Genomic DNA, 2,503 nt, shown 5'->3' with positions numbered 1-2,503 from the left:
CACACATCAGGAGAATTATCCTTCAGACTCCATTGGTGTGCTGCGGCACACCGTTACCACGGTCCCAAGGCTGTTGCGAAACCCTGAAGAACGCTCCCCGTGGTCGGTTCCCATGCGAGCCGACTCGTGGCCCCACCGCCGTCCCCCATAAAACTCAGAGATCATGGTAATGGAATTTTTTTAAGGGTTAACAGTCCAAGCTCATATAGCTAAAAGAATTAAATGTGATTAATGGAGGACTTTATGAATATAAACACGACCCGAACGGATGCTTACGGACTTGATAAAAGCAGTCTTGCTGAAATAAAAGGTGATGAAAGTTCTGATTCAGAGCAGAGAGCAGTCAAGAGTTTTTCAAGAAAGCGATGTATCAAAGATAAATTCTCTGCACAGGCAAAGCGAATATCAAATATTGGTTCTATTGTACCATTTTGCTGTCATCCGATGGCTGATCAAACTATTCCCGAGCGAACAGTTTCCCATTGGGCTACTGCTGCTGGTTGTGAGGCCGCAGCAGCCAGAGGCAGAGTCAACGAAACGTATACCGCTGAGGAGGTGGCTGAGTGTTTTCGAAGTACCATTGAAAACCATATACATTCGTTGAGATACGACGAAATCGCATTGGAATATCATGAAGATGACCAAAGAGACGAAATCACAGGGATTTTTGTCGATTTTATTTTATCTCAGGAAGGTCTGGTCCATGACCGGTGTTTTATTGCTGAAAGCAGTCCCGATAAATATGTGGCGGGTAAAACCATCAGCCAGGCGCGGGTTGAAGAGATACAGTCTTACCTGAAGGCTATTTTTACCGAACAGGCAGCAGAGGCAGCAAAATTAAATCGCCCTGTATTACGTTATAGTATGGGGAACATGCTGGTTGATTATCTTAACAAAAAAAAGAACATGCCGGATGTTACCCCACGGTTTAAGTTTGCAAATGACTTTCGCGAATATAAATTTACGTACGAGAAATTGCTGAAGGGTATATTTCCATTTTTTCAAACCCTTCTTGCTGGAAGAGGCTTTTTTTCCGAGTTGAGTGTTGTCTTTAATTTTGCCGTAAAATTCAGGCAGGAATTGATTGACAGTGCCTGTGCACCGTATAGATCCAAAAATATGTTAACCATTAGTCTGCGCAACAACGAAAATAATGTGAGAGAGCATTTTAATCGACAGGTTATGGATGTTGTTTTTTTCGGGCGCTGTGATGGTATTGTCAATGCCATGTTTGATGGCTGCTCTTTTTCCACTGTCAATGAAGCGAAGCCGGCCAAAAAATTAAACCTTAAATTTGGTGAAGAGCTTGAATATGATGTAAAAAATGAATTTTCTGATACACGGGGTCGGCTTGTTAACATTTTTTCATTTCGACTGGAAGATAAAGGGATGATTTATTGCGGCGCTACCCCTTACAAACCAGATGCATGTTATGGTTTTGATAATAGCTTTACCGTAGTCCCTTTTTATGACTCGGAAAAGTGGTTTGAATTAAACTGCACACCTTACCATTCTGATGATCAACGTGCGGAATTATCTTTTCAGGAGGTCATTAACGTTATTGATTCAATGCGCAACGATGGATTGATTGATTATAGCTCCGGGCATAAACACGTCGATGCCTTGAGTGCCACTCAGGGTGATACCGGTGTGCTTCTGGCGATGGAGTCTGAGATCCAGCGAAACCCTTTTTTGCTGAGGGCGTTTGGGAATAATGATCGCATCTTGCAGGAAGATGAATCTAAATGGTATAAAACATTTGCTGATTACAACCCAGACACAAAACTATTTGCCGTGAAGCGGCTAAATATAATCATTGATCGATACAATAAAAAAATAGATAAAAGTGATACTGAAAAGCTAAGCCAGAAAGGGAATACTGACCCGGAAAAAAAAGACAGGCTTAAGCAATTTGCACATTTTTATAGCCAGCTTGTTCATATGACGACCATACAATGGGGGGCTGGTTATATTGGTAATAATATTTCGGAAAAGTATATGGCAATGTCTTTATTGCATATTACCGGAGCAAGCAAAGTCAAAGAATTGTCAACGCTGGAATTTCGATTTTTCCGTTGCCCGAAAACGGTACAGGAAATCAAATTGATTAACCAGTTTTTACACGCCTGGTTTCACTATATTCATCAATGCAGAAAGGAGAATGTCCCTTTGCAGCCTGTGCCTGAAGATATCCAATCCTGTAAAGATTATACGGCAGAGGAAGTTCAGCTTAAAACCAATGAATACCTCAGGAAATTAGGGCTGAATCCGGAGGATTACCGCTGTTTTTGGGGCGAAGTACGGGACATTCCGTCAGTGGCCGTTTGAATACAGAACTGCCAGAAACCATTGAACAGCAAAACATATCCAATGACGAGTCCATGAATGCTTTGCACAAGCATCAATCGAATTTCAGCTCCGACGACTTCTGGCATGCATTAATTATTAGTAACTGTTCAGCACCCCTCATATAAATCTGGATTTTTCTGTTTTTTCTACCATC

At 41.6% G+C, this 2,503-nt stretch carries 1 protein-coding gene; it reads left to right on the top strand.

Annotation, left to right across the window (positions count from 1 at the left end; translation table 11 throughout):
- Positions 1–243 precede the first annotated feature (243 nt).
- Positions 244–2,328 (top strand): hypothetical protein, encoded by a 2,085-nt coding sequence (locus KDK15_RS19775; RefSeq protein WP_257297115.1) that lies wholly within the window; start codon positions 244–246, stop codon positions 2,326–2,328.
- Positions 2,329–2,503 lie beyond the last annotated feature (175 nt).

The organism is Endozoicomonas sp. YOMI1 (genome assembly GCF_024606345.1).
Classification (GTDB): domain Bacteria; phylum Pseudomonadota; class Gammaproteobacteria; order Pseudomonadales; family Endozoicomonadaceae; genus Endozoicomonas.
Note: the sequence above shows the minus strand (reverse complement) of the source record. Positions and strands in the feature narration are given on the sequence as shown.